Consider the following 22,834-nt stretch of genomic DNA (forward strand, 5'->3'; position numbering starts at 1 on the left):
ACTACACTGAAGCGATACTGCCCCACTGAGTAATCTCGACCATGCGCCTCGTCTGGATAGCCACCTGTCTCGCCATGACGCTTCTTGCCGGCCCGGCAATCGCCACGGATCAAGAGCAAAAACAAGAATCGGCCGAGAACAAGGCCGAAGTGCTTGAACAAAAAGCCGCAGAGAACAGCAGTCCCGCGTCGGCATCCAAAGCCGAGGCCATTACTCAGTCCGAAGTCCAGGCCGTGGACCCCGCAGGGGCCGCGCCGCTTGACGATGCGATCACGTGCCTGGCCCGTTCCATTTACTGGGAAGCCAAAGGCAAGGACTCCGCCGACATGGAAGCGGTCGCCAATGTGGTCATGAATCGACTGGGTCACGAGGGCTTTCCGGATACCGTGTGTGGTGTGGTCAAGCAAGGCTCCGAAACCAAGAGTTGCCAGTTCTCGTGGTGGTGTGACGGGCGTTCTGATTCGGTTCAGGAAGAGGTTCCTTACGCGCTCGCCAAGGAAATCGCGCGCAAGGCGTTGAATAAACAACTGCCGGATCGCACACGCGGCGCCCTGTATTTCCATGACCGCACCGTGAAACCGGATTGGTCCAATGAGTACATCAGAACGGTGGATATCGGTCTGTTCCGGTTTTACAAGCCGCATGGCGGCGATGCGAAGTAGTCGTCCCTGACTCAGTTCTCGAAGCACGACACGAGGAAGCTCATCACCGCCTGCACCGAGGGGGTGTGCCGGATGTCGCTGTGCACCACCAACCACACCTCACGCATCAGACCCTCACCCACGGCCTCCATCCTTTGCAGGCCATAGTGCTCGCCAAGGAAGTAGGGCAGTGCGGCGATCCCGGCCCCTGTTTTCGCGATGGTCGCCTGGATGTTCAAGTCATTGCTACGCAGCAGGATCGGTCGATCACCTGCTTGCGCCTTGAGCCAGATCTGTTGCGGGGAATGTTCCATGGTCTCGTCATACGCGATGAAGGCCAGGTCTTGCGCAGCGGTCGTGGATAAATAGTCCGCCGAACCATACAGGTGGAACGGCACTGTTGCGACCTTGCGGGCCACCAGGTCCGGCTCCTTGGGGCGGCTCAGGCGCACGGCAATATCGGCTTCCCGTCGCGACAACGAAGCGCTGCCCAGACTGCCAATCAACTGCAACGACAGCTGCGGATGTTTCGTGCGCAACGCATTGATCCGCGGCGCTATCAACGCGCAGGCCAGCGCGGGCGGGGCGCTGACGGTGACTTCGCCGGTGTAGCTGTCCTGTCCGGCCAACGCTGTGCGCTGCACCGCGAAAGACTCACTTTCCATGCGTCGCCCTAATTGGGCGATACGTTCCCCGTCCTCGGTGATGACGTACGCGCGAGGACGCCTGTCCACCAATTTGAGGTTGAGCGAACTCTCCAGGGCGCTGATGCGTCGCGCCACGGTGGCATGGTCGACCTTGAGCTTGCGTGCCGCCCCCGACAGCGACTGCTCGTGGGCGAAGACGATGAAGTAGCGCAAATCCTCCCAGTCGAACATGGGCGTTTTCTCATATGGAGAGTGAATAAATGGGGAATTCTGCCCTGTCGGTAAGGCTGCAAGAATCCTTCAAAACCTGATGGGCAGGTTTAAAGCGTTCAGCGGTGTACCGAGCGTTCATCGCACGACTTGTCGAGGAAATGACCATGACCAAATCAACGCCTCTCGCGTATGCCGGCATCGTGGGTGCCACGTTTTTCTGGGGCACCAACTTCAACGCCGGTGCCTACATCATCAAGAGCATGGCACCGATCAGCGCTTCCATTGAGCGTTTTGCCATTTCGACCGTGTTGCTCGTGCTGATTTTCGGTCTGGCCGGCAAGCTGCGTCTGGCGACGCTGAAGAACAATCTGCTGGCCTTTATCGGTCTGGGCCTGCTGGGGTTTACCGCGTTCAGCCTAGCGACATTCTTCGGTCTGCAAACCACCACGCCCATCAACGGCGCGCTGATCCTGGCGACCACACCGCTGTGGACCATGATCTTTGCGGTGCTGCTGGAAGGCGAGCGCATTGATCGCGGCCGTGCCATCGGGCTGGTCCTGGGTTTGCTGGGTGTCGGCCTGGTGATTACCCGTGGCGATATTCAGGTGTTGCTCGGGCTGAAAGTGGCCACGGGCGACGCGTTCATTCTGGCCGGCAGTATGGCCTGGGCGGCGAACATGGTCGGCACCCGCCGATTCGTCAAGGACTCAACGCCGCTGGAAACCACCACGTTCTCCATGTTGTTCGGTGTCATCGGCCTGATCGTGCTGGGCTTCGTTTACGAGCATCCGCTGGCCGACATCAGCGCTGTTTCACTGTCGATTCATGGCGCTGTCATCTACTTGGCGGTCTGCGGTTCATTGATTGCCTACTTGCTGTGGTTCAAAGGCATCCATGCGATCGGTGCGGCGCGCACGTCGATTTTTTTCAACCTGGCGCCCGTATTCACCATGCTCGTTTCCTCGATACTGGGTGTGCTGCCTAATGTCTGGCAACTGCTCGGCGCCGGTGGCGTGATCCTTGGGGTGCTGTTTGCTTCGGGCCTGGTGTTCGGCCCGGGCAGGGCCATTCCCCAAGGGATCAGCCGCGCTTGATCAAGCGCCAATACTCAGTTCTGCTCTTCGCAGGCCTGGTCCAGCTTGGCGTAAGTAATTGCCTGCACAACACCAGCGGAATTCAGATAAGTGAGCTTGGCCTTAACAATTTCACAGTCGGCGGGATGAGGTTCCTCAATGGCGATGACTTTAACCACGTCTATCGGCATGCCGTAGTGATAAGGCTGAGCTGTCACGTTGGGTGTGTCTGCCTGCGCGTTACCGATGAGTGCAGCAACGGCGAAAGCAGCGGAAGCGAGCAATGCATGAGTGTTCATGGTGTGTCTCCAGTGATGACGATCATGAGTGATCAGAGTTAGCGTCTGCCGTGACTGGATTTGAAAGTCGGGTATTTAGTGCAATGTGGACTCATGCAATCGATAGCGAATGTCCATCACGATCTCAGGTGGCCGTGCACCGTGAGGCGGGGTGATCACTTGCAAGATCAGTATGAGAAAAGCCGTCGGATTCATGATGCATCGTCACAGACCGATCATGTCCCGGTGCACTTCCAGGGCGTTACGCTCCACCCAGTTGTGCGCCAGCAAGCCATCCGGGCGAATTTCCCAGACCGCGGTACCGAGCATCTCGAAAGGGCGCTTGCACGAACGGCCGCCGATAAACCCGTTGTTCTTGCCGGTCAGTTTCCAGCGGGAGGCCACGCGAGTGCCTTCAGCGTTCTGGAACGTTTCAATACAGCTAAATCCGAAGTCTTCGATTTTTGCCAGGAAAACGCCGATCCATTCAATAAAGGCTTCGCGGCCCACGATGTCGGCGCCGCCGGAGGTAATCACGAAGTCTTCGGCCACGAAGCGCGCTGCCGCTTGCGGGTCTTTTGCCTGCCACACTTCACGCCAGAAGCTCTCGACGATCTCTACTGCTGTTGTGCCTGCCATGTTGAATACCTCGTTTTGAAGGGCTTTCAATGCCCGATAAAACGATGTTCGGCGTTTGCTATCCAGAACTCAAACGCATAAATTTAATGGCATCCAGTTGAAAAGCGAATTCATCATGCAAGCCAGTGACCTTGAGATCGACCTGCTGCGAGCATTCATTGCGGTGGCGGAAACCGGCAGTTTTACCGCGGCTGCCGCTGTGATTGCACGCTCGCAATCGGCGGTGAGCCAGAAGATTATTCGCCTGGAAGACATCCTCGGTTTGCGCGTGTTCGAGCGCACCAGCCGCGCGCTGACTCTCACTCCTGACGGCGAACGGCTGCTGGTGGGTGCGCGCAAATTGATGGTGCATTTCGACACCTTCGTGCGTGACATCAAGGCGCCGGCGACGCTGAATCTCCTGCGCCTGGGGATCTCGGAAAACCTGGTACCCACTCAGCTTCCCGGTTTGTTGTCGCGCTTTTGCAAGGCCTATCCCGACATTCAACTGGAGCTCACCACGGGCTTGAGCAACGATTTGCTGGCCGACTACGAAGCCGGGCAACTGGACGTGGTGATCGCCAAGCAAAAAACCGCTACCAGCGCCCAGAGGGGTCGAATCATCTGGCGCGAGCCGTTGGTCTGGATAGCCGCGAAGGACTACGACATTGAATCGTCCAGACCTGTACGCCTGGTGATGATGCGGCCACCCTGCGCATACCGGGCAATCATGGTCGAAGCCTTGGCGTCCGTGCGGCGGGAGTGGGCTTGTGCGTGTCTGGCCAGCAACCTGATGGGCGTGCAGGCGGCCGTCGCCGGCGGGTTGGGGATTACCGCATTGGGCACGTCGTTCCTGCAGGAAGGGATGCGCATTCTGGAGCCGTCTGAAAAATTGCCGACCTTGCCCACCACTGAAGTCGCCGTGATCGGGGACGACGCCCGCACCGAGCACCTTGTCCAGCCCCTGGTTGCACTGCTCACCGAAGGACTGATGTCGGGCAGCCGCCTGACCCGATCCTTGTCCTGACAGGGCCCGCGCTAGAACTTCGCATGGTTCAACGCGTCGACAATGGCCGAGCCGCCAATACCGGTCAGCGACAGCAGCAGCGCCCTGATCAGCGGATCTTCAGCGTAGCGTGAGAACGAGCCGGTCGTGATCGTCGTGACACGCTCGCGGATCATTTTGAACTGAAATCAGTCGTTAACTGGCTTGAGACCGCGCCGCCCCCATCGCGGGCAAGCCACGCTCCCACATTGAAATGCATTCCCCTGTGGGAGCGTGGCTTACCCCCGATGAGGCCATCACCGGCGCAGAAAAAAGGGGGCTTCCACTGCAGGGATGGAAGCCCCCCTTTGCTCGTCAGGCCTTACAGGTTCTGGCTCAGAAAGATCAACGTATTCCCATGCGCCTCAGCCGCAGACCGCTGGTCGTAGCTGTCGCGGTGCGAGCAGTTGAAGCCATGTTCCGCCCCCGGATACACCTGAATATCCACCTTGTCGTTGCTTTCGAAACGCTCGGCGATTTTCTTCACGGCATCCATGGAGATGTGGCTGTCCTGTTCGCCGAAGTGCATCAGCAAGGGCACCTTGATTTCATCGGCCCGCTGCAACTGGTTCTGGATGCCACCGCCGTAATAGGCGATCGCCACGTCGACCAGACCGTTGGCCGCCGTGTGGTACGAGAGCAGGCCGCCATAGCAGTAACCGATGGAGGCGATCCCGCCGTCCAGCCCGGATTGAGCCTTCAGGGCGTTGATGGCCAGCTTGATATCGGCCTGCGCCTTGTGGACGTCGGTGGCATTCATCAGCTCGACGGCGCGTTTCCAGCCGGCTTCGTCGTAGGTCAGTTCGATACGCTCGCCGCTGCGCCAGAACAGGTCCGGTGCGATCACCAGGTAACCGTCGGCGGCGTATTGCTCGGCGACCGAGCGGATGTGTTCATTCACACCGAAGATCTCCTGGATCAGCACAATCCCCGGGCCTTTGAGGGTATGCGGAATCGCCAGGTAAGCGCCGAATTTACCGTCGGGGCTGTCGATCTCGATCCATTGGGTGGTCACGCTCATGGTGGCTCCTGTCTACGCAAGTGAGGAGGGGGTGAAGCCTATTGTGGCGGTGTCGCCTTGAAGCTTGGCAATGCCTGGACCCGCCGCCACCAGTCATCGAAACCGTTGACGGCAAACACTTGCGGTGCATCCGGGGTCATTGCCATGTAGGCGCAGGCCGGTGCCAGGTAAAAGTCGCCGAAGCTTGGGTCTTGCCCGGCGACAAACGGATCGTCGCCCTTGATTTTCATCAGCTCGCGCAGGACCATTTTCGAGTTCTCGATGCCTTTGCGGCGCGACTCTTCGTTCTTCCCGCCGATGAAGTCGGGGAACAGGTGATAACCGAACACCGAGCCCAGTGCGCTATAGCCATAGGAGTCGTAAATGCCCATGACCATGTGGGCACGGGCGCGGTCGTGGGCATTGTCAGGCAGCAGCGACGGGCCGGGCAGGACTTCGTCCAGATACGCCATGATCGCGCCGGTTTCGATCACCCGGAACCCGTCGTGATCGATGACCGGAACCTTGCCGAATGGATGGCGCACCAGGTGTTCAGGCAGGTGCGGTTCACCTTTCATCACATTGACCGGCACCTGGTCGAAATCCGCTTCTTTTTCCGCAAGCAGCATCTTCACTGTGCGCACATACGTGCTGCCGTCAAAACCGTAGAGGGTGAGGCTCATGGCGTTTGCTCCTAGAGTGAGGGACGTTATCGAAACGCTGGCGTATCAGCGGTTGTGGCGACGCCAGAAGAATCGAGCCAGCAGCGCATCGACGCTGAGCTTGCCGGCACCCGAGAGCAACAGCGGCATAAGGGCTGCGAGGTAGATCAGCGGCAGTTTGAAGTTGCCGTGCCCCTTGTTGCTGATGGCGTAACCCTGAGCAAGCTCACTCAATGTAGACCAATCGGCCGGCCAATGAACGGCAGCGGTCGCAACGATGGTCACCACGATCAGAATGATCGCCGAAACCCGCGTTCCCAGACCTGCCAGCAAGGCGAGGGCGCAGATCAGCTCGGCCCACATCGACAGTTCCCAGTTCAGGTTGGCCGGCACGTGGTTGAACGGAAACGGGAAGCGGTCCTGGATGTCGGCGAACCAGTTCCGGCCGGTCCATTTTTCCAGGCCGGACTCAAAGAATTCCCAGGCGAGGAACACCCGCAGGGTCAGGGGCGCGATCCAGCTGCCGGCACGGTCGAGGTTCAGGTGCAGGCCTTTCACGGCCGATGAGAGTGAGGTGTTCATGGGCTTGGTCTCCGTTCAGTCAGGGATGCGGGGCAACGGCGTGCCCCGCGCAAGGGGTTACTCGCCGGCGCCGCACTTGCCTTCGCCACATTTGCCTTCGGCCGGTTTCTCGGCGGTGTCGGCCTGGACCTGGCTGTAGCCGTGGGCCAGTTGTTTCATGCTGAACGCTTCGGATTCGGAGGCGGAAGCCACGTTGGACAGGGCCAGGCCGCCAGCGATGATCAGGCCGAGGGTCAGGGAAGAAGTCGAGAGCTTGAACATGGTGATACTCCGTAGCGTTGAGTGAGTTGAGCGCTTTGATCGGCGTGGCCAATCGACAGGCACAGTTCATCAAGCGGGTGTATCTGCGATGTGTCGTTGGTGCGGGGTTTTATGGGCGGGGTGTGTCCGAAGTGGGGCTGTACACACTCCGATACATGCCGGCCCTGGAAAACACCAAAGCCGCACTGACGAACCCGGTTGGTGTAGGAGCTGCCGAAGGCTGCGATCTTTTGATTTTGTTCAGGGGTGTCGAAGATCAAGATCAAAGGATCGCAGCCTTCGGCAGCTCCTACAGGGGGCAGTGGTGTATGGAGGATTGGGATATCAATGCCATCGAAAACTGTGATCCGCCCCCGACCAGCGGCGTCTAGCGACAGTGTCCCCGCAAACCCATGGGGCGAGACTTCGGAACCCGGCATGCAAGCGCTGTTGAACGAGATCCTTGACGCAGTTCGTCCCCTGATCGGCCAGGGCAAGGTGGCTGATTACATCCCCGCCCTCGGCACGGTGCCGGCCAGTCAGTTGGCCATTGCCGTGTATGGCAATGACGGCGAACTGTTTTGTGCCGGCGACGCCCACACGCCGTTTTCGGTGCAGAGCATTTCCAAGGTGTTCAGCCTGGTGCAGGCCATCGAACACTCCGGCGAAGCCATCTGGGAGCGCTTGGGGCACGAGCCTTCCGGCCAGCCGTTCAACTCGCTGGTGCAACTGGAGTTCGAGCGCGGCCGGCCGCGCAATCCGTTCATCAATGCCGGGGCGCTGGTGATCTGCGACATCAACCAGTCCCGTTTTGCCGCACCGGCCTTGTCGATGCGCGACTTTGTCCGGCGCCTGTCGGGTAACCCGCAGGTCATGGTGGACGGCAAGGTCGCCGAGTCCGAATACCAACACCGCGCGCGCAACGCCGCCATGGCGTATCTGATGCAGTCCTTCGGCAACTTTCACAACGATGTCGAAGCGGTGCTGCGCAGTTATTTCAGCCATTGCGCCCTGCGCATGAGCTGCGTGGACCTGGCCCGGGCGTTCTGTTTCCTGGCCAACGACGGTTTCTGCAAGCACAGCGGCGAACAGATCCTCACGGCCCGCCAGACCCAGCAAGTCAACTCGATCATGGCCACCAGCGGCCTCTACGACGAGGCCGGCAACTTCGCCTATCGCGTCGGCTTGCCCGGCAAAAGCGGCGTGGGCGGGGGGATTGTCGCGGTGGTGCCAGGGCAATTCACGGTGTGCGTGTGGTCGCCGGAACTGAACACCGCCGGCAACTCCCTCGCGGGCATGGCCGCGCTGGAGTTGCTGAGCCAGCGGATTGGCTGGTCGGTGTTCTAGACGTGTGCCGGCGAGTCAGAGCGGCAATGCTTCGACGCGCATGCGTAAACGCTCCAGCGTTCCTTCATCCAGCACCGTGGTGAGATCCAGGTCCTCTCTTGCCTGGAACAGGTTCATTGCATCCCGGGTCCGTTTGCCGACGATGCCGTCGACAGGGCCGGGATGCCAGCCGAGGTACGTCAAATAGGCTTGTGCCATGCGGATTCTCAGGTCCGGCGTGCCGCCATAGGAGAACTTCTGATACGCGGCACTGAGCCGCAAGTCGTAATTATTGATGGCGTAATTGGGCCCGTTGTAGAGGCGGGCGAAGTTGGCCCAGTCCTTTGCGCGCAAGGGCTTCACGGAACCGCCCTCGATCAGCTCGCCCATGGCGCAGAGCAATTGTTCGTTCTCGCCGGCCACCATCCGCTTGACCATGGCCTCGACGTCCGCCGAGTTTGTTTGCCTGAAATTGAACCCCATCGTCTGCCCCAGTCCCCACGAGGTACTTTGCAGGGCCGCGTCCCTGTCCAGGCTCATGGCCAGTTTCAGACGGTCATATTGATGGGATTCCGAGGCTCCATAATTGCCGGGTTGTTTGTTGCTGATGTCCGGGTGTTGCGCGTCGAACCTGCGCTGGGTGAGCCGGCTGAATACATGCCGCTCATAAAGGATTTTCGGACGGCGATCGGTAAAGAACCCGTTGCCGGAGGTTTCTACTGCCAGAACAGCCCAAAGTTGCGCGGCACTGATGTTGGCAAGGTCCAGCGCATCCGCCAGACCTCCATCGTCAAGGGCCGCGCCATGACTTCTGAATTCATCGCTCATGACGGCCTCCTTGGAAAACAGGGAACGCTGCTGTACCTCTTTTAGCGTAGGAGGGCCGGGTTATGGGCCTGCGGGTTTTCGATCACCGGTCAGGCGTGCGGTTAATGACGCTCCCGGGATTTTCCTATACATTTTCCGGCCGCCCATTGCATGGTGAAACCGCTTCATGTCTCTCGCGCTCGAACGTCTAGTCGCTGGCACGCCGATCCCTTTCGCTGGTAACCGCGTCACTGTGGTCAGCCCCGAACTGGCGGCGCGCTTCCAGCCCGGGGACCACCTGTTGGTGGAGCAGGTCAGTGGCGAGTTGTTGCTGATTCCGGTGGCTGACCAGCAGGCGGCCGCTGTCGCGATCGAGCGCGCCGAAGCGGCGTTTACGGCGATGTCCGGTGTGTCGGATCTGGCGATCAACGAGTTCTTCGATCGCTTTGCCCAACGCCTGGAAAATCCGGATTGCTGGGCCTTGATCGAGGCCGCCAACCTGGCGGACATCGAACGGGCCAAGGCGCGCGGACGGTCCACCACACGATTGCTGGCCGATGAGCGCATGCGCCGCGACATGATCGCCGGCCTGCGCGCCTGGCGCGATGCGTCCGCCACTCGCGGCAAAGTGATCAGCTGTGTCGAGCATGACGGCTGGAAAGTCGAGCAAGTGGTTTCGCCGCTGGGCATCGTCGCTTTCGTGTTCGAGGGCCGGCCGAATGTCTTCGCCGACGCCGCGGGTGTGTTGCGCACGGGCAACACTGCGGTGCTGCGCATTGGCAGCGATGCGTTGGGCACGGCGCAGGCGATTGTTGCACATGCGCTGAATCCGGCACTGGCCGAGGCGGGGTTGCCGACGGGTGCGGTCTCGCTGGTCGAAAGCGTCAATCACGCCGCCGGTTGGGCGATGTTCGCCGACCGACGCCTGTCGTTGGCCGTGGCCCGTGGTTCGGGGCGCGCCGTCAGCCAATTGGGCAGCATCGCCCAACAGGCCGGCACCGCCGTCAGCCTGCATGGCACCGGTGGCGCCTGGCTGATCGCCGACAAGGACGCCGACGCCACGCGTTTTGCGGCTGTGGTGCGTAATTCCCTGGACCGCAAAGTCTGCAACACCCTGAACGTCTGCCTGATCCACCGCGACCGCGCTTCTGAGCTGGTGCCGCTGTTTCTCGACGCACTGCAACAGGCCGGCACCGCGCGCAGCCAGGGCTGCAAGTTGCACATCGTCGAGGGTAGCGAAGCGTACTTGCCAACCGATTGGCAGACCGCGAGCGTCGAGGTGTACCGCGCCGAAGGCTACCAGACCGAACCCTTGGCCGAACCGCTGCCCGAGGATCAGTTGGGTCGCGAGTGGGAATGGGAAGAAACCCCGGAAGTCAGCCTGAAGATCGTCGACGATCTGGACAGCGCCATTGCCTTGTTCAACCGCTACAGCCCACAGTTCACCGTGTCGTTGATCAGCGAAGATGCCGAGACACAGGAGCGTTTTTACAACGCGGTCAACGCGCCTTTTGTCGGTAACGGGATTACCCGCTGGGTCGACGGACAGTACGCGCTGAACAAGCCGGAGCTGGGGCTTTCGAACTGGGAGAGCGGTCGCCTGTTTGCTCGCAGCGCGATTCTCTCGGGCGATGGGGTGTTCACGATTCGCAGTCGCATGACGCAGACGGATCTGTCGGTCAAACGCTGAGACGGCAGAATGAGAAGGTCTCCTTGACCGTCAGCTGCAAGGCGGACGGTCACGGGGACAGCGCCCCGACCGCAGGCAAACGCCGCACTATAATTAGGGGTGTGTCTGCGTTTGTGTTCCGAGAGAGGGTTGCGCCATGAAACTTCATTCCTTTCAACATTACTCTCACGATCTGGAAATGGTCGTTCACGACGCATGGATTACCACCAGGGTGAAGTCGGCCCTGGCAATGGCCGAACCCAGCCTTGGCCTGCAGATCCATGTCAAAACCCATGGGGGTACAGTCGCGTTGAGCGGCCGCGTCAATACCCATAAACAATGTGAACAGGCGATTGCTCTGACCCGTTCGGTTCCTGGTGTCGTTGAGATCGATGCCAGGGAATTGCTGACTCACGTATTCACCCCAGGCAGTTTTCCAACAGCGCCCGACGCCGAAGAGAACACTGAGCGTCGGTCACCACCGTCAGCCAAACCGGACGACAAATAAAGCACACGCCATGAGTGATGCAGCGCTCCCGTGAACCGGGGGCGTGGCATCGATCATCTCGCGTTTTCTTGCTGGCTGCCGTCCAGCCGCATCGTCATTTCAGCGCACGCAACAGTGGATTGTGTTTTTTGGTCATTCTCTCGGTTGAAGCAAAAGCGGAGCATGAGTGTTTTGTTCCTTGACCCGCCGAGGTTTAACCGATGAAACGCATCCTCATGTTATTGGCCAACGGTGTCGAGCCGCTTGAGATGGCGGCTTTTACCGATGTGCTGGGTTGGGCCGATTTGCTCGGTGACCAACCCCTGGAACTGGTCAACGCTGGCCTCAGGGCTCAAATCGTGACGACCTTCGGTCTGACGCTCAATCCCTCACATCTGTTGAGCGAACTCGACCTCGACAGCTTCGATGCCCTGGCACTGCCCGGCGGATTTGAGCCGGCAGGCTTTTATGAAGAGGCCTTGAGTGAACCGTTTCTGGCGACCATCCGTCACTTTGTCGAGTCCGGTAAAACCGTTGCCAGTGTCTGCGTATCGTCGGTGTGCCTTGGCGCCGCCGGCGTGCTGCAAGGCAAGAACGCGACGACCTATCACCAGGAGGGCGGCAAACGGAAAAACCAACTGGTTGAAACCGGTGCCCGTTTTGTCGACCGCCCCGTGGTGGTCGATGGCCGCCTCATTACCTCAAGTGGGCCAGGCACCGCCACCGAAGTTGCCTTTGTACTGCTGGAGCAACTCACCAGCGCTGCCAACGCGGCGCATGTCCGCAAGAAAATGCGTTTTGCCACACCCGATCGCGATTGGTACGAGACACCTCAGGTGCCTTGATCCTTGCCGTATCGGCGACCTCACGCGGCTTGCACCGCTTTGCCATAAACGGCACAGGTGGTCGGGTGCTCGACCAGCGAGATGAAGCGGCGGCTGCTGCCCTCCAGGGCATCGATCGAGCCGGTCTCGATGTCGTAGACCCAGCCGTGCAGGTTGAGTTGCCCTTTTTCCTGAGCCAGTCGCACGCTCGGGTGGGTCTGGAGGTTGGCCAGTTGGGCGATGACATTTTCCCGCACCATCGAACTCACCTTGGCCGCGTCACTGGCATGCGGGCGAGATTCATTGATGACTTTCGCCGACTCGGCGTGTTGCAACCAGCCGCTGACGGCCGGCAGGTGGTCCATGCATTTGCACGAGGCGACGGCGGTCATGGCGCCACAGTCCGAATGGCCGCAGATCACGATGTCGGTGACACCCAGTACCGCAACAGCGTATTCGACCGTGGCCGAAACACCGCCCGGATGCGGGCTGTAGGAGGGCACGATATTGCCGGCGTTGCGGATGACGAACAGTTCACCGGGTTCTTGCTGGGTCAGCAGTTCCGGCACCACGCGGCTGTCGGAACAGGTGATGAACAAGGTGCCGGGGTGTTGCGTGGTGGCCAGGTGTTTGAACAGGTCGGTCCGTTGTGGAAAGGCTTCTTGCTGGAATTTCAAAAAACCGTCGATGAGCGCTTTCATGGGGCATCCTCCACACGAACGTGGTGAGTGAACAAAGTGATAGGGGGCGCGGGGTTGGCCCGCACGCACGTGCGGGCCGGTATCCACTTAGAAAGGACGCAGTGGCAGGAACTTGCCGTCGAGGGTGATCACGGCGCGGGAACCGCCTTCCGGGTCTTCGACTTTCTTCAGGTCGAGCTTGAAGTTGATCGCGCTGATGATGCCGTCGCCGAATTGCTCATGAACCAGGGCTTTTAAGGTGGTGCCGTAGATCTGGATCATTTCGTAGAAGCGGTAGATGGTCGGGTCGGTCGGGACACCCGAGAGGCTGCCGCGCAGCGGGATGATCTGCAGGCGGGCCACGGCGTCGGCGTCCAGGTCCAGTTTCTCGCCAATCACTTTGGCGGCGGTTTCCGGCAGTGGGTGCTGACCGAGCAGGGCGGCGGTGACATAAGCCAGGCCGAGGCCGGTGCCGTCAGCCAGATCCTGCCAGGACAGGTTTTTGCGCGCCTTGGCGTCGAGAACCGACGTGGTCAGGGCCAGGCTTGGGTCGTTATAGGCGTGGGACTGTTGCATGGGGTTTCTCCTGTCGGGGTGGTGTTGCTGGGGTGTGGAGCAATCTTCTGTCGATTGATCCATAGCGTCCAAGACCGATATACAATGCGGAGCATAAGTACAGCCTATGGATGGTGATCCTCCATGCTGCTCCGACATCTGCGCTATTTACTGGCGGTCGCCGACCACGGCGGCTTCACCCGCGCCGCCGAGGCGCTGCATGTGTCCCAGCCGACGCTGTCCCAGCAGATCCGGCAACTCGAGGAAACCCTGGGCGTCAGCCTGTTCGACCGAACCTCACGCACGGTGAAACCGACCGATGCGGGCGAGGCCTACATCGAATGCGCCCGGCGGGTGCTGGTGGAACTGGAGGCGGGCAAGCGTGCGCTGCATGACGTGAAGGACTTGTCCCGCGGCACCTTGCGGCTGGCCATGACGCCGACATTCATGGCGTACCTGGTGGGACCGTTGGTGCGCGACTACGTGGCGCGGTTTCCAAACATCCACCTGGAGATTTTCGAGTTGTCGATGGACGACATCGAGGCCGGGCTGGTGGATGACTCACTGGATATCGCCATTGCGTTTACCCAGGTCAGGAATGCCGACATCGAGTCGATCCCGGTGTTTACCGAGACGTTGGGCGTGATGGTGGGGCGCGATCACCCGCTATACGAAAGCCAGGCCGCATTGTCCGCTGAGGAAGTGGCGCAACTGGAGTTTGCGTTGCTGGCCAAGGATTTCGTGACCCGCACCCTGATCGATGAGTACTTCGCCCAGGAGCAGATCACGCCGAAGGTCGTGATCGAGGTCAATTCGGTGAGCACGTTGCTGGAAGTCATTCGGCACACGGCCATCGCCACCATCCTTCCAGAACCCATTGCCACTCAGGATCGCGCGTTACGCAAGATTCCGTTGCAAGGGGAGGCGCCCAAGCGAGGGGCCGCGCTGCTTCGACGCAAAAACAATTATCACAGCGCGGCGTCGGTGGCGTTTATGGACCTGGTGTCGGGAGCGGCCAGGTCAGTCATCCACTGATTGGCATACACCGTTGGGTGTCTTGCCCGTGGAGGTCACGGCCACCGAGTCATCCTCGGCGAGGACGATCGAGAGCGTGATGCCCGAGCCCTTTGCTTCAAAGCTGCGGTCATTGATGGCTTTGGTTTCAGCTTCCTTGTTGTTAATCAACACCGGCCCGTCCTGATCCGCGTGGACGACGACTTTTCCGGGGCAGTCCACATCAAATGAGGGAACGCCAAGAATACTGTTGGCCTGGGCAACCGATGTCATTGCCAGCAACAACGTCAATGTCAGCGTTTTCTTCATCGCAAGTCTCCAAGGGACCAACAGCGGATACGGTTAACAATAGCCTTGTTTGGTACACACGAGACAAACAAAAAAGCCCCGCTCGATGATTCGAGCGGGGCCTTTTTTGTTGCGATGAATGATGGGACAAATTGTCAGGGATTATCAGTAGAAACGATCAATCACCCGAACTTCGTTCTGATTCTGCATCGAGGCCCAGGCCTGTTTCAGCGTTTGCAGAACATTACCGATAAAGTCCTTGTCGGCCGCGGCTTTCTTGCCGACGTAGCCCTGGCCGCGACGGTACATCTTCAGTCGGGCGAGCAGGTTCTGATTGTTCTGGTCGAACTCCGCTTCATGAGCGTGTGGCGACAGGCAGTCGATATGAACCTGGCCCGATTTGCTGATCCACAGAATATGGCTGTCGTGGCTGTCTTTTTGCGCAGCGAACATACGAGCCAGTTCATCGATAGTGGGTTGATTGTTCAGATTCATAATAAAGCCCCTTGACCATTTGGTGATCTTTCAAAGTTGATTCGCTAATACAGGTAGCCCATCGGTTAGTTGATCCCTGGCACCGAAACCAGGACGTCAGCGGTCGGCCGTCGAATGTGACGGGGTCCCGCGTCTGTTGCATGTAGTCGTGTTGAATAACTGCTACGCAATAGCGTCACAACGAAGAGAAGCGGCGAAAACCTTCAGGCCACTGCCGACGTTTTCAGGGTCGGCCACAAGCTTCATGAGGATTGCTCGCCAGCGCTTCTCGTCCTTGTACTGGACGTTCAGGCCAGGTCAGCTTCTTCAATCTGCCTTGTGGGCAGCGCGTATCCGGGAAAAACAGCTCGGCGGTCAGACGAGCTTGCTCAAACATGTTGCCTGTACTCCCGATCGGGGAGACGTCTGCATCATGCAAGGGCAAATCGGAGGCGTCAACGGTTTTGTAGTGATTATTTTCAGTCACTACATATTGTCGGACAAAGCCGTTTGGAATTAGAAAGGAGAATTGGAAAGCGCCGGTCAGGGCGATGACTGCGAGGCCTGGAAGCGATAAAAGGTACAGGGATAACCGTCCACCGGCAGCAGTTGCCGGGTGAACTCGCCGCCGGTGAGCTCGGGTATGACCCGTTCCCAGAACAGCCGCGCAGGCGGGTTCGCGTCGATGTGGAAAATCTGCCATTGACCGGGAAACTGGTTCAAGAGGGTGGAAACGACAAACTTCCCGACACCTTGGCCACGAAAGCGTCGACTGACGAAAAAATAGCCGATGTTGTACTGGGCACCGTCGAGATGGGTGTTGTCATCCACGGTCACGAAACCGGCCAGCTCTGCGTCGACGTTGATCAGATAGGGGTGGGTGGCGCGGTTTCGCCAGTAATCCTGTAGGGGCTGGATGTTGAAGAAACCATGCCCGCCGAATTTCAGCGGCAGCCATTCGCTGAAGTCGTACATGTAGAACTGCATCAGGTTTTCAATCGTTTCCAGTTCGTCGCGCTGGGCGGCGTGCAGTGCTATCGAAGGCATGCGGGTTGGCTCCTGGTGTCGCCGGTTTGAGAACACTAGACCATCGCTGTCCATTTGACGTGTTCGATCAAACCTTGCTCGCCGGTTTTGCCGCGCGTTTGGTGCCGGTCGAGGGTTTGCGCTTGGCGGGCTTGCGTTTGTTTTTCCACGGCGTAGCGCCACGGCCGGCGGGGCTTGCCGGGCCGCTGATGGTCAGGCTCAGACCGGCGCAACGGGCGACCTGCTTGCTCATCCACGCGGCCTGCTTGGTGACGAATTCTTCCAGGCTCATTTCACCGCTTTGCACCATGTCCAGCGCCTGTTCCCAGATCGCCGTGGTCCCAGGGTCCGCAATGGCACGCGGCACGGCATCGATCAGGCTGAAAGCGGCCGGCGTCGCGGCCAGGGCCTTGCCGTTCTTTATCAGATAGCCGCGGTCGAGCAGGCCCTGGATGATCGAGGCGCGGGTCGCTTCGGTGCCGATGCCGGTGGTGTCCTTGAGTTTTTGCTTGAGCAGCGGATCTTCCACCAGTTTGGCGACGTTCTTCATCGCCTTGATCAGATCGCCTTCGGTAAACGGCTTGGGCGGTTGCGTCCAGAGGTCCTTGAGCTTCACGTCGGCCACCGCGCAGTCACGTCCTTCTGCCAACGCCGGCAGGGTTTGCGGTGCCGGTGCCTCGCGGCCCTTGGCCGGGGCAAGGGCCTCGGGCAAGGCGCGTTTCCAGCCGGGTTCGACGATTTGCTTGCCGACGGCGCGCAGGGCCTCACCGGCACAATCGAAGTCGGCCTGGGTCCGGTCGTATTCATGATTGGGCAGAAACTGCGCCAGATACCGCGCACGAATCAAGGTGTAGACCGCTCGTTGCTTGCCCACCAGTCGATCGAGATTTTTCGCTGCCGACGTGGGGATGATGCCGTGGTGAGCGCTGACCTTGGCATCGTTCCACGCCCGTGAGCGCCGCTGAGGCTCCAGGTGATCGTGCAAGGCGTTCAGGGCCGGGTCAGCCTGCCTAAGTGCCGCCAGAATGCTCGGTGCTTCGCTGTGCTGACTCACGGGCAGGTAACCGCAGTCGCTGCGCGGGTAAGTGATGACTTTGTGGGTTTCGTAGAGCGCCTGGGCGATGTCGAGGGTTTCCTGGGCGCCGAGCCCGAGCTTCTTCGAGCAGACTTCCTGCAGGGTGCCCAGATCGAACGGCAGCGGCGCCACTTCACGCATGCGCTCGGTGCGCAGCTTGATCACCCGGGCACTCGCTGCGCCGCCAATCGCTGCAGCCGCCTGTTGGGCCAGCGCCTGATTCAGGCAGCGATCCTGATCGTCGCAAACCTCGGAGGCCGCACGCCACTGGGCGGTGAACGCGGTGCCGTCGTGCAGCAGTTGTACGTCGATGGCCCAATAAGCGACCGGCACGAAATCGGCAATGCTGCGGTCGCGATCCACCACCAGGCGCAGGGTCGGCGTTTGCACCCGACCGACCGGCAATACGCCCTGATAGCCGGACTGACGGCCCAACAACGTGAACAAGCGGCTCATGTTCATCCCGATCAGCCAGTCGGCCCGTGAACGTCCCAGTGCCGAGTGGTAGAGGCTGAACGTCTCCGCCCCCGGCTTGAGGGCTGCCAACGCCTTGCGGATCGATGCATCGTCCAGCGCCGACAGCCATAGCCGCCGGATCGGTCCGCGATAACGACAATGCTCCACCAGTTCCCGGGCGATCATCTCGCCCTCACGGTCGGCGTCGGTGGCAATTACCAGTTCATCGGCCTCGCCGAGCAGGCGTTTGACCGCCTTGTACTGGCTGGCCGTGCGCGGTTTGACGGTCATCTTCCATTTTTCTGGAATGATCGGCAGGTCCGCCAGCACCCAGCGTTTGTAGCGCGCGTCATAGGCGTCCGGCGGTGCGGTTTCCAGCAGGTGACCGATGCACCAGGTCACCGTGACGTCTGTTCCCAGCCAACAGCCATCGCCTCGACGCCTGGCGCCGAGCACGGCCGCAATGTCTTTGGCCTGGGAAGGTTTTTCACAGAGGTACAGCCGCATAACCACCATCGTTCATCAACTGCCGAGAGGCTGACAGAATGGCGGCTGATGAACGATGGGGCAATCTTTATCTGTATGGATGTACAGCGTGTGAGTTGCGATTCATTGCAGACTGTCCCGGTTGCCACGGTCCTGTGGGAGCGAGCCTGCTCGCGAAAGCGGTAGCACAGGCAAATCCATGTGTTGATGTGCCGCCGCCATCGCGAGCAGGCTCGCTCCTACAATTTAGTAGTTCAGGTTAACCACCGGTTGAGTCAGCTTCGCGTCGGGTGCCAGCCTGAGAATGGCCAGCAACGTTGCAGTCATGACATTCACGTCATTGTCGAACCCGCCGTGGGAGGTGTCCGCTTTGGTGCCCGCGCCATAGTTCATTTTCGGGTCGTTGAAGATGTGCAGGGTTTTCGCGAACTCTTCGGGCAGTCCGCGCCCCGTTGCGGCAAAACCGGCGGGAATGGTGTTGCCCCAATAGAACCGATTCCACTGTTCGGTCATATTTCTGGCGGCAATATTCCACAGCGCCAGGTCGGGATTGCTGAAGTCCTGGCAGTTCCCGTCCAGGCTGCTGGCCATGCCCAGCAGCGGCATGCGTTGCAGTTCTTCATAGGCGCGGGACACGAGGTAAAGCAGCGATTTGTGGTACGCGCCAATCACGTTGTCCTGCTGTTCACGCTGGTCGGACATCAGGTGGATGTGGAAGTCCTTGCGCTTGAGTCCACCGTCCTCGATGACTTTGCGGTAGGTCTGGTTGGCGAAATCGAGGGTGCACGCCGGGGCCAGCAGCGTCGATGTCTCGATGGGCAAGCCTCGGGCCCACAGCAGCCGGATCAAGTGGCCGTTGACCAGGGAACCCGCCGAGTGGCCGATCAGATGAAGTTCGACTTTTTTCTTGCCCAGGTCGTCGGCGAGTTTTTTCAGGGCCTCCGCCATTTCCACCAGGCCGCGCGGCGTGAAGCCCGTCGCGGCGGCGGCTTCGGCATTCTGCTTCATCTGGCTCCACTGATCGCCACCGGGTTTTTTCGTCGCCAGCTCCACGGTGCGATCGAGGCCTTCAACGGTTTTGTCTTTGATCAGTTTCAACACGTCGCTGATGCCGCCGGCCTCGAACACCCCTGGCAAGGTGTCCTGAACGATGCCCGCCAGGGTTTCGAGAACCCCGGTGCGCCAGGTGATAAACAGCGGATAAATGCCGTTTTCCAGAAAGTAGGGGGCCATCGCACAAATTCGATTGATGGAGTCCTGCTCTGAATTGAGTCCGCCATGAGAATAAATGGCGATGCGCAGCACGGCGGGCTTGTTGGCCGCCGGCAGTTTGTCGTACCAGGCGCGCGGTGCCTCGTAGACGATGCGCTTGACGCCCGCCCGGACGTTTTCCACGTCGGTGAGTCGGGGGCCGATGCTGCCATTGTTTTCCATCACGATGGTCAGGCCGTAAGCCTGATCGTTGGTCAGCGGGGCAGGCCCTTTGCGGTCAGGGTCGCGGGGGCTGGCGGTGAACAGCGAGAAGCCTTCACGCTTGGCGCTGGAGCTCGACAACGCGTTGCGAAACGGTGATTGAACATCGGCCCTGGAGCGGGACGGGCGCGAATTGTGTGATAAGCCGCCGTGTTCGATCGGCACACCGAGGGCCACGGTCCAGGCGTCGGTGCCATTGGCCAGCCAGTCCTCGAACGTGAGGATGGCGAAGCCCGAAAATCCCCAGTCGGTTGACCAGGAGTTCTGCACGATAAACCCCTGGCTGGTGTACCCGATCAAGGCAAAGGCGTGACCGCCCTGGCTGTTCGTCGGCCACTTGATGACGGGGAGCTGGGCGATGCTCTCGAACGCCACCGCCGGGTTTTTTTTGCTTTTGGGCCGCATCAGCGCCCACCCCTGATGCACATTGGCAGAGACGTAAAGCGCCCCGGTTTCGTACAGCGCGGCCATCATGGCGGTGACATCGTCTTTCTCGACGCGGTAGTAAACCCCCAGCGGCCGGGTCACGGCGTCCATGGCCCAATTCTCGACCGGCGCTTCAAACGCCGGCACCGAGCCATCGGGCTTGACGGTGTAGGGCCACAGCTCCTGCGCGCAGACGCCGTGCTTGTGCCATCCCTTCAACGCACCGCGACAACTGGACCCGGCGTAATCCTCGCCGGGCCATTCGTCATACAACTTGGCCAGGTGATAGAGCTGGCGCGGGCTGCTTTTGGTGGACGCCTTGTCTCGCCGCCACAATAGAAAATTGACCACCGCCGCCAGCCCGAACCCGGTGCATGCCCCCTCGTTGCCCTGGAACAGCACCATGTCTCGGCTCAGGTAACCCGAGAGCTCGGAGGCAATGTCCTTGTCGGCAGGCCAGGAGGGCGGCAGTGACTGGACTCGCGGGGTAAAGATGCGATCGCGCAAGTCCAGGCGATCCGGACGCGCGTCCAGGGTGATGACGGTTTGGTCGAGGGAAAACTTTGAAGCGGGCATCTTGGTGACCCTCAAGTTCTGAGACTCGAACCCCCACGCCACGACTGCCTGACTGCGAAGCAGGGATGTCAACGGTGCTATTGATCGTAGACGATGTTTCTGCGGGTTTGAGCCGTTGGTCCGTTCATAGCGGCATCTGGTTTTTGATCCAGTCCAGAATCGAGCTATGCCGTGGTGCCCAGCCCAGTTCCGCCCGTGCGCGTTTGGCGATCGCCCGGCTATTGGTGCCGAAGGTGTAATGCACGTGCATGGGGTCCCAGTGTTGGTCCGCTTCTTCCACTGACCACGACTGGACCGGCCCCAGTTCCATGCGTTCGGCGAGGGCGGCGCCAATGTCGGCGAACGACGCCTCGCCGTTCTCGATGAAAGTTGCAGACGTGGCTGTTCAAGCGGGACGATCAGCCCGTCGAGCTGGAACTGCCACGTTCGATGATCTGCAATTCGGTGGAAGGGCGCATGGACCTCGCCGTGCAGGGGCTCGGCATTACCTACTCTGCCGACTTTGTGGTTCGCGAGGCGTTGGCGGATGGACGACTGGTCGAGGTGCTCGAGGATTTCACCAGGGAGAAAGGGCAGTTCAATCTGCTTTGGCCGTCCGGTCGACAGGTGCCGCCGAAGCTGCGGGTGTTCATCGAGTTTGTGGCGGCGCACATGCCGTTGACGCGCTGACCGCAATCGGGCTTTTGATACTCATGGTCTTTACTACCCTGCATCAGGGTAAATTTAACCAATGCTCTGTGGTTCAAATGACCCAGCCAAATCCAATGTTTTGATTAATAGCCCGTTGAGGGTTGGCATGATTAATGAGTGGCATAAGGTCGAACGGCCTGTCTGCGAAACGTCTTGCGCCGATGGCCATACCCAGTGGGGCGACGCTTATGTTTGAAGTTTTCGGTAGCAACCTTGAGCAAACGGCCGAGTGTTTTGCGGCACATCTGGCGGTTTCCAAACGCCCGGTTGCGGTGGGCGATGCGTGTTCAGGGCCGAAAGGGCGCTGGTCGATCGCCGGCCTGTTGTGGGCGGGCATCGTGGGTTGTCTGCTGGCTCAGTCGTGAGTGTTGAGAGCGTACGGGCGTATGCCGTCGACGCATTCAATGAGAAGAGACAAACACCGCGTTCTCCATGGGCGGCGGCAGCGCAAACGAGCCTTTCATGCGCGTCACTTCATCGGTCGGCGTACGACCGAACAGCCTTTTGAATTCGCGGCTGAACTGCGAGCCGCTTTCATAACCGACTTCCGAGGCCGCGAGCGCGACGCTGTAGCCGTTGCGCACCATCAGTAGCCGAGCCTGATGCAGACGCGTGGACTTCAGGTATTGCATCGGCGAGGTGTGGGTGATCGCTTTGAAATGGGCGTGAAAGGTCGGCACGCTCATGTTGGCCTCCTTGGCCAGGTCTTCCACTTCCAGCCGTTCGCCGAGGCTGGTGTGGATTTTGCGCAGGGCTCGGGATATTCGACCGAAGCGGCCCCGGGCGGTGAGGGCGGCGCGCATTGATCCGCCCTGGGCGCCCGTAAGGATCCGGTAATAGATTTCCCGCACCAGGGCTGGCCCGAGAATGCGACTGTCCAGCGGCGAATCGAGGGCTTCCAGCAAACGCAGCACCGACTGGCTCAGTTGCGGCTCCATGGGCGAGGCGTACATGCCCAGGGGCTCGGCACCGGGTTCATCGTCGAGTTGCAGCATCAGGTCGGCGGCGAGGTTGAAGTCCAGGTGCAGATAGATCGCCAGCAGCGGTTCCTGCACGCTGGCGTCGGTTTCCATGGTGAAAGGCACCGGGACCGCAACGGCCAGATAGTGCCGGGCATCGTAGAGGTACGTTGTTTTCCCCCAATAACCGCGTTTGCGTCCCTGGCAGACGATGACGATGCCCGGATCGTAGAGCACCGGCGTGCGTTCCAACGCACGGTTTGAGCGCAGCAGGCGCACGTCTGCCAGCGCCGTGAGGTTGTAGCCTTCATCCGGCGCGAGACGCGTCAGCAGCGCGATCATCTTCTGCTGCTCATTGCTTTGATCAAAGTGTGAATCGCTCAACGCTTCATCCAGCCTGTTATCACAGGCCTTGAATGTGAGCTGGTCGGCGCTGCAAATCAATCACTTCATAGGAATAGGCAAAAGACCGACAGCATTGGGCGTTCATCCATGACCGTCACGCTTCTACCATGGCCTTCAACGGGACTGCCGTGTTGTGCGG

29 protein-coding genes are annotated in these 22,834 nt (G+C 60.0%); 11 read left to right on the forward strand and 18 right to left on the reverse strand.

Going from position 1 to position 22,834, the window contains the following annotated elements; genetic code table 11:
- Positions 1-41 precede the first annotated feature (41 nt).
- A complete protein-coding gene (locus ACYZUD_RS04985) occupies positions 42-662 on the forward strand; it encodes a cell wall hydrolase (RefSeq protein WP_462022895.1) in 621 nt (206 codons plus the stop codon).
- A gap of 11 nt (positions 663-673) precedes the next feature.
- Here ACYZUD_RS04985 and ACYZUD_RS04990 read toward each other — a convergent pair whose 3' ends face one another.
- The gene (locus tag ACYZUD_RS04990; protein WP_462022896.1) at positions 674-1,519 is read right to left on the reverse strand and encodes a LysR family transcriptional regulator; all 846 of its coding nucleotides are present in this window, start codon (positions 1,517-1,519) and stop codon (positions 674-676) included.
- 146 nt (positions 1,520-1,665) lie between these two features.
- Between ACYZUD_RS04990 and ACYZUD_RS04995 the strand changes: the two genes are divergently transcribed.
- A complete protein-coding gene (locus ACYZUD_RS04995; protein ID WP_462022897.1) occupies positions 1,666-2,595 on the forward strand; it encodes a DMT family transporter in 930 nt (309 codons plus the stop codon).
- 14 nt (positions 2,596-2,609) lie between these two features.
- Here ACYZUD_RS04995 and ACYZUD_RS05000 read toward each other — a convergent pair whose 3' ends face one another.
- A complete protein-coding gene (locus tag ACYZUD_RS05000) occupies positions 2,610-2,873 on the reverse strand; it encodes a DUF2790 domain-containing protein (protein ID WP_462022898.1) in 264 nt (87 codons plus the stop codon).
- 204 nt (positions 2,874-3,077) lie between these two features.
- Complete coding sequence (locus ACYZUD_RS05005) at positions 3,078-3,491, reverse strand: ester cyclase (RefSeq protein WP_462022899.1); 414 nt, start codon at positions 3,489-3,491, stop codon at positions 3,078-3,080.
- A 115-nt stretch (positions 3,492-3,606) separates the two neighbouring features.
- On the opposite strand from ACYZUD_RS05005, the gene ACYZUD_RS05010 reads away from it, so the two are divergent.
- Complete coding sequence (locus ACYZUD_RS05010; protein ID WP_462022900.1) at positions 3,607-4,497, forward strand: LysR substrate-binding domain-containing protein; 891 nt, start codon at positions 3,607-3,609, stop codon at positions 4,495-4,497.
- 11 nt (positions 4,498-4,508) lie between these two features.
- On the opposite strand, the gene ACYZUD_RS05015 is transcribed toward ACYZUD_RS05010, so the two are convergent.
- The 5 genes from ACYZUD_RS05015 to ACYZUD_RS05035 form a co-directional block, all read right to left on the reverse strand.
- The gene (locus tag ACYZUD_RS05015) at positions 4,509-4,652 is read right to left on the reverse strand and encodes a hypothetical protein (RefSeq protein ID WP_462022901.1); all 144 of its coding nucleotides are present in this window, start codon (positions 4,650-4,652) and stop codon (positions 4,509-4,511) included.
- A 185-nt stretch (positions 4,653-4,837) separates the two neighbouring features.
- Positions 4,838-5,536 carry a dienelactone hydrolase family protein gene (locus ACYZUD_RS05020; protein WP_462022902.1) on the reverse strand — a complete coding sequence of 233 codons (699 nt, stop codon included), beginning with the start codon at positions 5,534-5,536 and terminating at the stop codon, positions 4,838-4,840.
- Between the two features lie 38 nt (positions 5,537-5,574).
- The gene (locus ACYZUD_RS05025) at positions 5,575-6,198 is read right to left on the reverse strand and encodes a glutathione S-transferase family protein (RefSeq protein ID WP_462022903.1); all 624 of its coding nucleotides are present in this window, start codon (positions 6,196-6,198) and stop codon (positions 5,575-5,577) included.
- Positions 6,199-6,243: 45 nt separating this feature from the next.
- Complete coding sequence (locus ACYZUD_RS05030) at positions 6,244-6,759, reverse strand: HvfX family Cu-binding RiPP maturation protein (protein WP_462022904.1); 516 nt, start codon at positions 6,757-6,759, stop codon at positions 6,244-6,246.
- 57 nt (positions 6,760-6,816) lie between these two features.
- Complete coding sequence (locus ACYZUD_RS05035; RefSeq protein WP_059405530.1) at positions 6,817-7,020, reverse strand: HvfA family oxazolone/thioamide-modified RiPP metallophore; 204 nt, start codon at positions 7,018-7,020, stop codon at positions 6,817-6,819.
- 17 nt (positions 7,021-7,037) lie between these two features.
- On the opposite strand from ACYZUD_RS05035, the gene ACYZUD_RS05040 reads away from it, so the two are divergent.
- Positions 7,038-7,391 (forward strand): hypothetical protein, encoded by a 354-nt coding sequence (locus ACYZUD_RS05040; RefSeq protein ID WP_462022905.1) that lies wholly within the window; start codon positions 7,038-7,040, stop codon positions 7,389-7,391.
- A 46-nt stretch (positions 7,392-7,437) separates the two neighbouring features.
- A complete protein-coding gene (gene glsB, locus ACYZUD_RS05045) occupies positions 7,438-8,346 on the forward strand; it encodes a glutaminase B (protein WP_462022906.1) in 909 nt (302 codons plus the stop codon).
- A 15-nt stretch (positions 8,347-8,361) separates the two neighbouring features.
- On the opposite strand, the gene ACYZUD_RS05050 is transcribed toward glsB, so the two are convergent.
- Complete coding sequence (locus tag ACYZUD_RS05050) at positions 8,362-9,153, reverse strand: N-acetylmuramidase domain-containing protein (protein ID WP_462022907.1); 792 nt, start codon at positions 9,151-9,153, stop codon at positions 8,362-8,364.
- 166 nt (positions 9,154-9,319) lie between these two features.
- Between ACYZUD_RS05050 and ACYZUD_RS05055 the strand changes: the two genes are divergently transcribed.
- The 3 genes from ACYZUD_RS05055 to ACYZUD_RS05065 all read left to right on the forward strand — a co-directional run bounded on the left by ACYZUD_RS05055 (position 9,320) and on the right by ACYZUD_RS05065 (position 12,133).
- Positions 9,320-10,822 (forward strand): aldehyde dehydrogenase family protein, encoded by a 1,503-nt coding sequence (locus ACYZUD_RS05055; protein WP_462022908.1) that lies wholly within the window; start codon positions 9,320-9,322, stop codon positions 10,820-10,822.
- Positions 10,823-10,958: 136 nt separating this feature from the next.
- Positions 10,959-11,309, forward strand: a complete 351-nt coding sequence (locus ACYZUD_RS05060) for a BON domain-containing protein (RefSeq protein ID WP_462022909.1) — start codon at positions 10,959-10,961, stop codon at positions 11,307-11,309.
- Positions 11,310-11,509: 200 nt separating this feature from the next.
- Positions 11,510-12,133 (forward strand): DJ-1/PfpI family protein, encoded by a 624-nt coding sequence (locus tag ACYZUD_RS05065; protein WP_462022910.1) that lies wholly within the window; start codon positions 11,510-11,512, stop codon positions 12,131-12,133.
- A 20-nt stretch (positions 12,134-12,153) separates the two neighbouring features.
- Here ACYZUD_RS05065 and ACYZUD_RS05070 read toward each other — a convergent pair whose 3' ends face one another.
- Complete coding sequence (locus ACYZUD_RS05070) at positions 12,154-12,813, reverse strand: carbonic anhydrase (protein ID WP_462022911.1); 660 nt, start codon at positions 12,811-12,813, stop codon at positions 12,154-12,156.
- A gap of 87 nt (positions 12,814-12,900) precedes the next feature.
- Complete coding sequence (gene cynS / locus ACYZUD_RS05075) at positions 12,901-13,368, reverse strand: cyanase (RefSeq protein ID WP_462022912.1); 468 nt, start codon at positions 13,366-13,368, stop codon at positions 12,901-12,903.
- A 123-nt stretch (positions 13,369-13,491) separates the two neighbouring features.
- On the opposite strand from cynS, the gene cynR reads away from it, so the two are divergent.
- Positions 13,492-14,382 carry a transcriptional regulator CynR gene (gene cynR / locus ACYZUD_RS05080; RefSeq protein ID WP_462022913.1) on the forward strand — a complete coding sequence of 297 codons (891 nt, stop codon included), beginning with the start codon at positions 13,492-13,494 and terminating at the stop codon, positions 14,380-14,382.
- On the opposite strand, the gene ACYZUD_RS05085 is transcribed toward cynR, so the two are convergent.
- The 6 genes from ACYZUD_RS05085 to ACYZUD_RS05110 all read right to left on the reverse strand — a co-directional run bounded on the left by ACYZUD_RS05085 (position 14,368) and on the right by ACYZUD_RS05110 (position 20,951).
- Positions 14,368-14,670 carry a hypothetical protein gene (locus ACYZUD_RS05085; RefSeq protein ID WP_462022914.1) on the reverse strand — a complete coding sequence of 101 codons (303 nt, stop codon included), beginning with the start codon at positions 14,668-14,670 and terminating at the stop codon, positions 14,368-14,370. The two genes, cynR and ACYZUD_RS05085, sit on opposite strands and share 15 nt — an antisense overlap.
- A 144-nt stretch (positions 14,671-14,814) precedes the next feature.
- Positions 14,815-15,144 carry a hypothetical protein gene (locus ACYZUD_RS05090; RefSeq protein WP_031319009.1) on the reverse strand — a complete coding sequence of 110 codons (330 nt, stop codon included), beginning with the start codon at positions 15,142-15,144 and terminating at the stop codon, positions 14,815-14,817.
- A 522-nt stretch (positions 15,145-15,666) separates the two neighbouring features.
- Positions 15,667-16,170, reverse strand: coding sequence for a GNAT family N-acetyltransferase (locus ACYZUD_RS05095; RefSeq protein WP_462022915.1), 504 nt, complete (start codon positions 16,168-16,170; stop codon positions 15,667-15,669).
- A gap of 67 nt (positions 16,171-16,237) precedes the next feature.
- Positions 16,238-18,187: a DNA topoisomerase III gene (locus ACYZUD_RS05100; RefSeq protein WP_462022916.1), complete on the reverse strand. Its 1,950-nt coding sequence runs from the start codon at positions 18,185-18,187 to the stop codon at positions 16,238-16,240.
- A gap of 225 nt (positions 18,188-18,412) precedes the next feature.
- A complete protein-coding gene (locus ACYZUD_RS05105) occupies positions 18,413-20,641 on the reverse strand; it encodes a C1 family peptidase (RefSeq protein ID WP_462022917.1) in 2,229 nt (742 codons plus the stop codon).
- 124 nt (positions 20,642-20,765) lie between these two features.
- Positions 20,766-20,951: a hypothetical protein gene (locus ACYZUD_RS05110; protein ID WP_462022918.1), complete on the reverse strand. Its 186-nt coding sequence runs from the start codon at positions 20,949-20,951 to the stop codon at positions 20,766-20,768.
- A gap of 59 nt (positions 20,952-21,010) precedes the next feature.
- Between ACYZUD_RS05110 and ACYZUD_RS05115 the strand changes: the two genes are divergently transcribed.
- On the forward strand, positions 21,011-21,310 hold the full coding sequence (locus ACYZUD_RS05115; protein WP_462022919.1) for a LysR substrate-binding domain-containing protein: 300 nt from the start codon (positions 21,011-21,013) through the stop codon (positions 21,308-21,310).
- A gap of 209 nt (positions 21,311-21,519) precedes the next feature.
- Positions 21,520-21,696 (forward strand): hypothetical protein, encoded by a 177-nt coding sequence (locus tag ACYZUD_RS05120; RefSeq protein ID WP_462022920.1) that lies wholly within the window; start codon positions 21,520-21,522, stop codon positions 21,694-21,696.
- A gap of 36 nt (positions 21,697-21,732) precedes the next feature.
- Here ACYZUD_RS05120 and ACYZUD_RS05125 read toward each other — a convergent pair whose 3' ends face one another.
- Positions 21,733-22,632 carry an AraC family transcriptional regulator gene (locus ACYZUD_RS05125; protein ID WP_462025186.1) on the reverse strand — a complete coding sequence of 300 codons (900 nt, stop codon included), beginning with the start codon at positions 22,630-22,632 and terminating at the stop codon, positions 21,733-21,735.
- Positions 22,633-22,834: the final 202 nt, after the last annotated feature.

The organism is Pseudomonas sp. XS1P51 (assembly GCF_054897845.1).

Coding starts and splice junctions, on each gene's coding strand:
- ACYZUD_RS04985 (WP_462022895.1), top strand. CDS start 42: ATGCGCCTCGTCTGGATAGCCACCTGTCTCGCCATGACGCTTCTTGCC.
- ACYZUD_RS04990 (WP_462022896.1), bottom strand. CDS start 1,519: ATGTTCGACTGGGAGGATTTGCGCTACTTCATCGTCTTCGCCCACGAG.
- ACYZUD_RS04995 (WP_462022897.1), top strand. CDS start 1,666: ATGACCAAATCAACGCCTCTCGCGTATGCCGGCATCGTGGGTGCCACG.
- ACYZUD_RS05000 (WP_462022898.1), bottom strand. CDS start 2,873: ATGAACACTCATGCATTGCTCGCTTCCGCTGCTTTCGCCGTTGCTGCA.
- ACYZUD_RS05005 (WP_462022899.1), bottom strand. CDS start 3,491: ATGGCAGGCACAACAGCAGTAGAGATCGTCGAGAGCTTCTGGCGTGAA.
- ACYZUD_RS05010 (WP_462022900.1), top strand. CDS start 3,607: ATGCAAGCCAGTGACCTTGAGATCGACCTGCTGCGAGCATTCATTGCG.
- ACYZUD_RS05015 (WP_462022901.1), bottom strand. CDS start 4,652: ATGATCCGCGAGCGTGTCACGACGATCACGACCGGCTCGTTCTCACGC.
- ACYZUD_RS05020 (WP_462022902.1), bottom strand. CDS start 5,536: ATGAGCGTGACCACCCAATGGATCGAGATCGACAGCCCCGACGGTAAA.
- ACYZUD_RS05025 (WP_462022903.1), bottom strand. CDS start 6,198: ATGAGCCTCACCCTCTACGGTTTTGACGGCAGCACGTATGTGCGCACA.
- ACYZUD_RS05030 (WP_462022904.1), bottom strand. CDS start 6,759: ATGAACACCTCACTCTCATCGGCCGTGAAAGGCCTGCACCTGAACCTC.
- ACYZUD_RS05035 (WP_059405530.1), bottom strand. CDS start 7,020: ATGTTCAAGCTCTCGACTTCTTCCCTGACCCTCGGCCTGATCATCGCT.
- glsB (WP_462022906.1), top strand. CDS start 7,438: ATGCAAGCGCTGTTGAACGAGATCCTTGACGCAGTTCGTCCCCTGATC.
- ACYZUD_RS05050 (WP_462022907.1), bottom strand. CDS start 9,153: ATGAGCGATGAATTCAGAAGTCATGGCGCGGCCCTTGACGATGGAGGT.
- ACYZUD_RS05055 (WP_462022908.1), top strand. CDS start 9,320: ATGTCTCTCGCGCTCGAACGTCTAGTCGCTGGCACGCCGATCCCTTTC.
- ACYZUD_RS05060 (WP_462022909.1), top strand. CDS start 10,959: ATGAAACTTCATTCCTTTCAACATTACTCTCACGATCTGGAAATGGTC.
- ACYZUD_RS05065 (WP_462022910.1), top strand. CDS start 11,510: ATGAAACGCATCCTCATGTTATTGGCCAACGGTGTCGAGCCGCTTGAG.
- ACYZUD_RS05070 (WP_462022911.1), bottom strand. CDS start 12,813: ATGAAAGCGCTCATCGACGGTTTTTTGAAATTCCAGCAAGAAGCCTTT.
- cynS (WP_462022912.1), bottom strand. CDS start 13,368: ATGCAACAGTCCCACGCCTATAACGACCCAAGCCTGGCCCTGACCACG.
- cynR (WP_462022913.1), top strand. CDS start 13,492: ATGCTGCTCCGACATCTGCGCTATTTACTGGCGGTCGCCGACCACGGC.
- ACYZUD_RS05085 (WP_462022914.1), bottom strand. CDS start 14,670: ATGAAGAAAACGCTGACATTGACGTTGTTGCTGGCAATGACATCGGTT.
- ACYZUD_RS05090 (WP_031319009.1), bottom strand. CDS start 15,144: ATGAATCTGAACAATCAACCCACTATCGATGAACTGGCTCGTATGTTC.
- ACYZUD_RS05095 (WP_462022915.1), bottom strand. CDS start 16,170: ATGCCTTCGATAGCACTGCACGCCGCCCAGCGCGACGAACTGGAAACG.
- ACYZUD_RS05100 (WP_462022916.1), bottom strand. CDS start 18,187: ATGCGGCTGTACCTCTGTGAAAAACCTTCCCAGGCCAAAGACATTGCG.
- ACYZUD_RS05105 (WP_462022917.1), bottom strand. CDS start 20,641: ATGCCCGCTTCAAAGTTTTCCCTCGACCAAACCGTCATCACCCTGGAC.
- ACYZUD_RS05110 (WP_462022918.1), bottom strand. CDS start 20,951: ATGGAACTGGGGCCGGTCCAGTCGTGGTCAGTGGAAGAAGCGGACCAA.
- ACYZUD_RS05120 (WP_462022920.1), top strand. CDS start 21,520: ATGTTTGAAGTTTTCGGTAGCAACCTTGAGCAAACGGCCGAGTGTTTT.
- ACYZUD_RS05125 (WP_462025186.1), bottom strand. CDS start 22,632: ATGATCGCGCTGCTGACGCGTCTCGCGCCGGATGAAGGCTACAACCTC.